Annotated in this window: 10 protein-coding genes and 1 pseudogene; 1 reads left to right on the forward strand and 10 read right to left on the reverse strand. The window is 47.9% G+C overall.

The genetic code is table 11. From position 1 onward, the window contains the following. Positions 1-6: 6 nt before the first annotated feature. From traL to traM, 5 genes are all read right to left on the reverse strand, one after another. Positions 7-312, reverse strand: a complete 306-nt coding sequence (gene traL / locus HMPREF3142_RS22645; RefSeq protein WP_004178059.1) for a type IV conjugative transfer system protein TraL — start codon at positions 310-312, stop codon at positions 7-9. Positions 313-325: 13 nt separating this feature from the next. Next, positions 326-694: a type IV conjugative transfer system pilin TraA gene (gene traA / locus HMPREF3142_RS22650; protein WP_070612676.1), complete on the reverse strand. Its 369-nt coding sequence runs from the start codon at positions 692-694 to the stop codon at positions 326-328. A gap of 68 nt (positions 695-762) precedes the next feature. Beyond that, positions 763-963: a TraY domain-containing protein gene (locus HMPREF3142_RS28585; protein ID WP_004194116.1), complete on the reverse strand. Its 201-nt coding sequence runs from the start codon at positions 961-963 to the stop codon at positions 763-765. An 85-nt stretch (positions 964-1048) separates the two neighbouring features. Continuing rightward, on the reverse strand, positions 1049-1750 hold the full coding sequence (locus tag HMPREF3142_RS30010) for a hypothetical protein (RefSeq protein ID WP_224794191.1): 702 nt from the start codon (positions 1748-1750) through the stop codon (positions 1049-1051). Between the two features lie 237 nt (positions 1751-1987). Further along, complete coding sequence (traM, locus tag HMPREF3142_RS22660) at positions 1988-2380, reverse strand: conjugal transfer relaxosome DNA-binding protein TraM (RefSeq protein ID WP_020805752.1); 393 nt, start codon at positions 2378-2380, stop codon at positions 1988-1990. Between the two features lie 473 nt (positions 2381-2853). On the opposite strand from traM, the gene HMPREF3142_RS22665 reads away from it, so the two are divergent. Beyond that, positions 2854-3291 (forward strand): transglycosylase SLT domain-containing protein, encoded by a 438-nt coding sequence (locus HMPREF3142_RS22665; protein ID WP_015632492.1) that lies wholly within the window; start codon positions 2854-2856, stop codon positions 3289-3291. Between the two features lie 37 nt (positions 3292-3328). Here the strand turns inward: HMPREF3142_RS22665 and HMPREF3142_RS22670 are convergent. From HMPREF3142_RS22670 to HMPREF3142_RS22690, 5 genes and pseudogenes are all read right to left on the reverse strand, one after another. Beyond that, positions 3329-3858: pseudogene (locus tag HMPREF3142_RS22670) on the reverse strand (antirestriction protein). 624 nt (positions 3859-4482) lie between these two features. Then, complete coding sequence (locus tag HMPREF3142_RS22675) at positions 4483-5316, reverse strand: N-6 DNA methylase (RefSeq protein ID WP_070612678.1); 834 nt, start codon at positions 5314-5316, stop codon at positions 4483-4485. 45 nt (positions 5317-5361) lie between these two features. Continuing rightward, positions 5362-5592: a CCDC81 family HU domain 1-containing protein gene (locus tag HMPREF3142_RS22680; protein WP_070612680.1), complete on the reverse strand. Its 231-nt coding sequence runs from the start codon at positions 5590-5592 to the stop codon at positions 5362-5364. A gap of 87 nt (positions 5593-5679) precedes the next feature. Further along, the gene (locus tag HMPREF3142_RS22685) at positions 5680-6027 is read right to left on the reverse strand and encodes a hypothetical protein (RefSeq protein ID WP_023292162.1); all 348 of its coding nucleotides are present in this window, start codon (positions 6025-6027) and stop codon (positions 5680-5682) included. A 66-nt stretch (positions 6028-6093) separates the two neighbouring features. Further along, positions 6094-6474, reverse strand: coding sequence for a hypothetical protein (locus tag HMPREF3142_RS22690; RefSeq protein WP_038990973.1), 381 nt, complete (start codon positions 6472-6474; stop codon positions 6094-6096). Between the last annotated feature and the right edge of the window lie 390 nt (positions 6475-6864).

Consider the following 6864-nt stretch of genomic DNA (forward strand, 5'->3'; position numbering starts at 1 on the left):
GTTTATTTATTTAATCCACTGCCGGAAACAGGAGTCCGGAACATCATGAAAGAAACCTTTAAGAAGGGAGGTTGGCAGATACCAGTAAATCAGGTCGCGTAGCCAGGAACTGCCCCGCCCTTTTTTCAGTTTCTTGATACCCCAGAAAACCAGTGCCGCTGCAGCCATACCAAAAATGAACTTGCTGGTCCAGAAACCCCAGCCGAGACAAATCACGGCCGGGATAAGTTCATCGAGATATAAGCCAAACCAGCGGGACTGGTTAGTCAGTGTTTCCGGGAAACGGTATCGCTTTAATTCGTCTCCCGTCATCACGCGTTTCCTGTCAGTAACCGGCGACCGACATACCGATGGTGATAAAGGTGGAAATAATCGCGAAGCCGAACAGGAACTTCACGTTTTTGGTCATCATGTACATGATGCCGCCGGCGACAACTTCTGCCAGAACCACCCATTTGACGACGCTGGAAGACTTACCAAACGTGCCTTTAACGGTCGCATCCCCGGACTTCATCAGGTCGGTTGCCGTGGTGGTGGCCATCGCAGCATCCGGGAAGAACGCCGCCACAGCAGCAACCGGCAGCGCAACTTTAGCGACTTTCAGGGCTTTCTTTTTATTGAAAACGCGGGACAGAAAAGACGGTTTGGTTTCTTCAGAGACAGCAGAGCTCTGAACACTTAATACAGCATTCATATTTATTTCCTTTAAAGAGAATGTATACGTTAGTAGAAAATCACATCTAAACCTTAATTTTTATATCTTTACCTTCCTTCCTCCTCGCTCTGTTCAGAAAAAATATAATTGGGGAAGCGTCTTAGATGATCTTTAAGGCGCATCGCCACTTCCGTTGACTTCGTTCTGCCACTACGGTTCTTTGCGCTAACTAAAAGTGCATGAGTGTCATCATCAAGGTAAACGGAAACAATATTCTTATTTCCAGTGCTGGTATAACGCTTTGACACACAACTTCTCCGATTCGAGATTTTATAGACAAATAATTACACAGAAAGACACAGGAAATAAAGGGGCTAAATAGCCCCAATTTATTTAACACCTCATTAACATTATGTGTTCGTAAACATTCTCAATGAAAAAATATATTTTTCTGGTCTTGTAACAATCCGTTATAAATGAGCCAAAAGAAGGATAGATCTCCAGTACTTTCTCTTTCGAACGATCGATTCTTTTTTTCACAATTTTTTCAGACACACAGATATAACTTGATATATCCAAATAGCTAAAGCCAAGAACATAAAATGAAAGAGGAATTATATTCAAATCACTTATCTTTGAAATAGCCTCATCAAAATCTGAATTACCTTTTGATTTGATAACCTCCATTTTCCGGCTGGGTAATGGAACCGTTATCAGAAGATTTATTTGCCAAAAAAAATAAAAATCATCATCCAAAAGACTGATACACTCAATCCGAATTTGAAAATTCGATTTTCCACACGAAAAAATTTTACTTAAAACACAGCCTTTACCTAGCACCATGCAATCAAGTTCTAATTGGGAAAACATCAACTCCAATTCATAAAACGTTCCAGAAAAACTACCTGCTACACATTCTGTTTTAAAAAAGTCATACATTTGTTCAAATGATGTGTTGGAATATAGTACATCACGTTGTTGGTTTCTTACGCAAACAGAGACAGGTGAGATGTTATACAACCCCTTTATGTGAAGAAGAGCATCCCTAACCGATTGACTTAAGCTGTCATCACTACTACGATCCATCGCACACATAGGTTCCTCCTTAGAAGGTTTCTATGGATAGTTGGTGTAGAGAGGGTTCGACTCTCTACACCAATGATTCTCAAATTTTCAATTACACCTAAATTATAAATCCCATTGAAAAGGATGTCATCTGATTAGCTTAGATCATTCTTCCAAATATTCACCAATAAGAAGAACAATAATTCATTCTACAATAAATAAGCCAGCCCAACCAATGATTACATTTATATTACGTAAAATCTTACGCTATTCATCCTCAATCTCACTTTCATTCGGAAAGAACTTCTCCATCACCGCACTAACATCGTCCCGTATGTTCTCTATTAACCCTGACCATTCCCACTTTGGATTGCCATTAACATGAGGACTTAGACACTCGATCCCCAGCACCTTATTTACAGTAAACTGAGTTTTAACCATGCTTTCTAGCAGTGCTCTATTGAATGCCATCTGATTAAATCCGGATTCTTTACGTTCCATCTGGGCTTCATAGACACGCAAACCAAGCTCAAGCAACATAGATGCAATACTTGAATAGCTTATATCTTTCTCTTTCGCACCTTCAGCACGACGCTGAACTGCTATCGCATTAATTTTTTCAGCAACATTGTCATTTACATAAACCTGAATCTTAGCCATAGTCCCTCACAATTATAATCTCGTATAATCCATAAAACCCTAAGAGCTAAAACTACGCATGTTGCGCGATTCACAATTAGAGTCACTATGATAGAAATGAAGATTCACTTCACGAATCACTATCCTTTTAGCCACGAATCTAATATAGATTCATGGCACTTGTAAATAAATGTTTTACAAAAAAATAGTCTCTACTGAATCTCATGCAATTCGTTAGTGAATCTATATAGATTCATAGCCGATTCGCATTAACACATTAAATAAATGTACTGCACATTATTTATTTCATAACTCACTGTTTCCAAATAGCAATCTGCAAAATTTTAATTTTGCGTGGGGTGTGGTGATTTTGTGGTGAGGAGTGCATATCTGTTGAGTCTGGTTCTGGTCTGGGTTAACGTATTTGCAGGAATCGACCCGGAGGGAGTCTTTTGAGAAAACAACTGGTATTAGCCACCCTGCTTTTAATTTCCATGCCTGCCTGGTCTGCGGATTGTTTTGATATGGCAGGACGGGACTATCGAATAGATCCCGATCTGCTGCGGGCTATTTCATGGCAGGAGTCTAAATGGAAGGTGAATGCCATCGGGAAAAACCCGGGAGCTGGCTACGGTGCCGGACTGATGCAGATCGACTCGCAACACCAGGGTGAACTGTCGCAGTACGGTATTAAACCGGGACACCTTCTGACTGATGCCTGTCTGAATATTTACACCGGTGCTTATTATCTGGCACTGGCTTTTAAAAAATGGGGAGTCAGCTGGGAGGCAGTCGGCGCCTACAACGCCGGGTTCCGGAGAACGGACAGGCAGGCCATGCGACGACTGGAGTACGCCAGGAAGATTGAGGCCATCTACCTCGCTATCAAGAAAAATAAAAATGCCGGCCAGTCATCTTTAACAACAAAATGAAGACCTCATTCATGAGGTCTTCAGAACAGGGAAGTGATTAATCAATTGCCCGCCATATTAAATGCCGTTCGGGATGATGAATAATGCTGATATAATCCTTCAGTGCATCCTGCCGTGAAACCAGACGCCTGCAGATCTGGTCATATTGCGGCCCCATTTCAGCCACGTGCCAGGACAACCTGTTCATAATCATCAGCGTGGCAATAATGCCTGCTGCATCAGCGCTGACCTCACCTTCAAAATAATTTCCCGGGATGCACATCCTGTAACGCTGCTCACCTTCAGGTGCGATATATCCGGTCTGCGTGGTAATGAACTGGATGCTGTTGGGTGCAATATTCCCGCCGACACCCTGTGGAATAACCCAGTAAGACCAGGAACCGCCGTCGTATTCAGAATGCTGGCGTAACCAGTTCGCGGCCATAGTATCGGCTAACGGCGTAAAAAGAGCTCCGGGATAAAATCCAGGCGAGCTTTACCATTGGTTACGGCACTGCGCAGATATTTATCTGTTTTAAACTGTTCGTCTGATTCACGAGTGGCGGTGTTGACTTTCATTGTGCGCATACTGATTTTCTCCTTCGCGGTTTATTAAATCGTTCGACTTCATCACTGAGCGGCGAAGGGCAATTTGCAGCCGACGGGGAGGAAATAAGGGGGCGCGCGGCGTTTATATACCCCTTTATTTCCTCCACGGCTGATGCTAAAAGCAGCCCTCCGCGAAAGATGAAGTCGGGCGATATCGAGCTGGAGTGAGAATGCGCACAACCCTGAACGTCAATCCGGTGTTTATCGGATTCACGTTCAGGCCCTGGAGTGGCGGGTATTTATCGCCACGGTGAGAGCGGCGCATCCTGATAAGGATGCAGCAAGCGAGATTTTGAATTTGCGTCAGGATGGAAGCCCGACAGGGCAGAGACAGCTTGCTGGCTCTGTTCACGACAGCCGTGTCCCGACAGGGACGACGCCCGGGTCAGTATTTATTTAATCTTTCATCAGAGATAAATAGCGGAAGAGATACACAGCAGAATAGCGGAAGCGATGTAACAGAGATGAATAAAGAATATTGATGAGATAATACCGCGCCGGAGTAATACGGGCGGCGCGTAGCGCAGCCGGTATTATTCAGCGCCACAGGCGCTGCGGCCTTTCAGCGCAGTCGGGCAGGTTATCCCCTGCCCTTCCGGTTATTTACGCGGCCTCCTGTATTCCGCGCATAAAGTCCCGCATAGCCCTGAACCGGCGCAGATCTGCCAGTCGTTTTTCAAAGTCATTGAGGTAGAAAACCGGGGTATACCTGACCCGCCGGATCTGCATCGTGAGCGTGTTGCCCGTCACCACTTCCGCTGCTATCCCCAGCAGTGACAGCTGGATGAATGCCATATCTGCCGCCACCGGATCGATGTCAATGCAGCTGCCGAACATGTGCATGGTGGGGTTAATATCCGCTTCAAGCAGGCACTCTGCATAGGCGATCAGCATCCCTGCGGCCCCACACGCCGGATCGCTGACGGTGGCAATCCCTTCCCGGCGGATAGTGTCTCTGACGCCTGGCATCAGCATTCGCGCCATCAGACACTGCACGGAATACGGGGTAAAATACTGCCCGCGAAAGTTATCACCCAGCTCAAGCTCCATAAAAATCGCGCCGAGGAAATCATGAAATTTCGCCTCCAGCGCACACACCATCAGGCAGAACATTTCCTGCATGTTCGCGATGTCGGTGGCCTCGTACCGGGCGCAGATTTTCCGGCAGTGCTCCATGCTCTCCGGCGTTCGTATCCGGGCCATATCCAGCTCGCTGGCGGCAAGCGACAGAAAATCACTGAACACTTCCCAGCGCCCCAGATGGCGGCCCGTATCCTTAAATACGCGGATAAAACGGCCCCGGCTGTACTGCTCGCTCATCATACGATGAACCGTGGGCACCGTTTCCGCGATCTGCTGCCCTGCCTGAATGACAGGGCTGTTATCCGCAGTATCTCTGGCCAGATTGAACACATCGGCAAAACTCAGCTGTGGCATAGCATTATCTCCGCTGTTGCCGCCCCTTTCGGAGCGGCTCACCTGTTAGTTAAATGCGCGTTTGAGTTCAGGCGTGCGGAGCACCTGCCCGAAGGCGGTGTTGTTCATCGCGGGGATATGGACGCCGCGCCCCTTGCGAACGCTCCGGACAATATGCCGCCCGAAAGCCTTCAGCGCTGGGTCAATCTCCTGTGCGGCGATGTCGTCCCGCAGGTTGCGCTGATGACGGCGGGGCTTTACAGCCTCAGTGGAAGGTGAAAGAATAGATAGGTTCATATGTACCTCTTAGTTAATTTGAACAGCCGTAAAAATCGTTACAGCGACTTTTACGGCATGGGCAAAGCAGGGTTTTCCCTGCTTTTTTCATTTCCGGAACAGGTTAAATTCCTCCTTAATGCGCGTTGTGATCTGCGCATGGCTCAGGTTGCACACATCCCGCAGCCGGAAATATCTGGCTCCGTAGCGGGCATATATCTCTGTCACGTCACCGCAGACCATCTCCTGCAGCATGAACGTTTCCCACTCGCCGTTCTCACTTGTTGACCAGTTGAGCGGGTACATCAGGCCCAGCGCGTCATGGAACGTGTGAACGTCGATTTCTGAGGGGGCTTTAACCGCTGCTTTCTGCCGGCTCAGCCAGTATTCGCGCTCTGATTCTGCTGTAGCCAGCATTCCCGGATGGGCTGAGGATTCGGTCAGGTGTAAGTTCATACGTCTCTCCTTATGTGGATCACCGGCGGCCCCCGGACCGCCAGATGTTGGGTAAAAAAAGCAGACTCATGGCATATGGGGTTCAGCACGCATTGAGTCAGCAATGTATTTGCGTGCGTCATTCCACGCTTCCTTACCGGTATCACCATAAAGAAGCTCAACGAGTTTCCGGGACTGCAGCCACGGTTGAGCAACGCCGAAATGCACCTGCAGAACGTCCGCGTGCCAGTCAACCACTCCCGCCCCCAGGACGTTATCAGCCATACGCATCAACGTTCCCCATACCAGTTCACTTCTTTCGCTTTCTCTCAGGCGCTTGTTTTTAAGCTCCGCCAGATACATAAGGAGGCTCTTTTGCTCGCTAATCGCGTTGGCCAGAAGGTTTTCAACCCATCTTTCGGTAGATTCTTTGGTGGCGGTTTTGACGTTGACGTTCTGTGTGTTCATTCTGCTTTTCCTCTGGTCTGGTGGTTAATCCATCTCTCGGTGAGTTCCCTGGCGGCAAAGGGCAAAGGAGCAACGTCGTAAGGAGGAGAACAAGGGGCGGAGACAAAAAGTTTTTGCGGTCCCTGGCAAAAAGTTTTTGGCGGAGTTTATTTACCCCTTGGGTGACGACACGGCGGTGCTACGACCAGCCCTTCGCCGGGGAACGGACGAGAGATGACTCACCAGGGGAAGGGATGAGAATGAACACACCCGACACGACGGAACGGCGTGGCGCCATCAGAGTGCCGGTAGCTTTATCGCCGGCACGGTGAAAGCGGCGCGACCGTTCCGGTCGCAGCAAGCGCTGCCGTTGACCTTGACTTCAGACATCAGACACTAGCCGTCAGGCCC

The organism is Klebsiella sp. HMSC16C06 (assembly GCF_001808325.1).
GTDB lineage: Bacteria > Pseudomonadota > Gammaproteobacteria > Enterobacterales > Enterobacteriaceae > Klebsiella > Klebsiella variicola.

Coding starts and splice junctions, on each gene's coding strand:
- traL (WP_004178059.1), bottom strand. CDS start 312: ATGACGGGAGACGAATTAAAGCGATACCGTTTCCCGGAAACACTGACT.
- traA (WP_070612676.1), bottom strand. CDS start 694: ATGAATGCTGTATTAAGTGTTCAGAGCTCTGCTGTCTCTGAAGAAACC.
- HMPREF3142_RS30010 (WP_224794191.1), bottom strand. CDS start 1,750: ATGTGTGCGATGGATCGTAGTAGTGATGACAGCTTAAGTCAATCGGTT.
- traM (WP_020805752.1), bottom strand. CDS start 2,380: ATGGCTAAGATTCAGGTTTATGTAAATGACAATGTTGCTGAAAAAATT.
- HMPREF3142_RS22665 (WP_015632492.1), top strand. CDS start 2,854: ATGCCTGCCTGGTCTGCGGATTGTTTTGATATGGCAGGACGGGACTAT.
- HMPREF3142_RS22675 (WP_070612678.1), bottom strand. CDS start 5,316: ATGCCACAGCTGAGTTTTGCCGATGTGTTCAATCTGGCCAGAGATACT.
- HMPREF3142_RS22680 (WP_070612680.1), bottom strand. CDS start 5,592: ATGAACCTATCTATTCTTTCACCTTCCACTGAGGCTGTAAAGCCCCGC.
- HMPREF3142_RS22685 (WP_023292162.1), bottom strand. CDS start 6,027: ATGAACTTACACCTGACCGAATCCTCAGCCCATCCGGGAATGCTGGCT.
- HMPREF3142_RS22690 (WP_038990973.1), bottom strand. CDS start 6,474: ATGAACACACAGAACGTCAACGTCAAAACCGCCACCAAAGAATCTACC.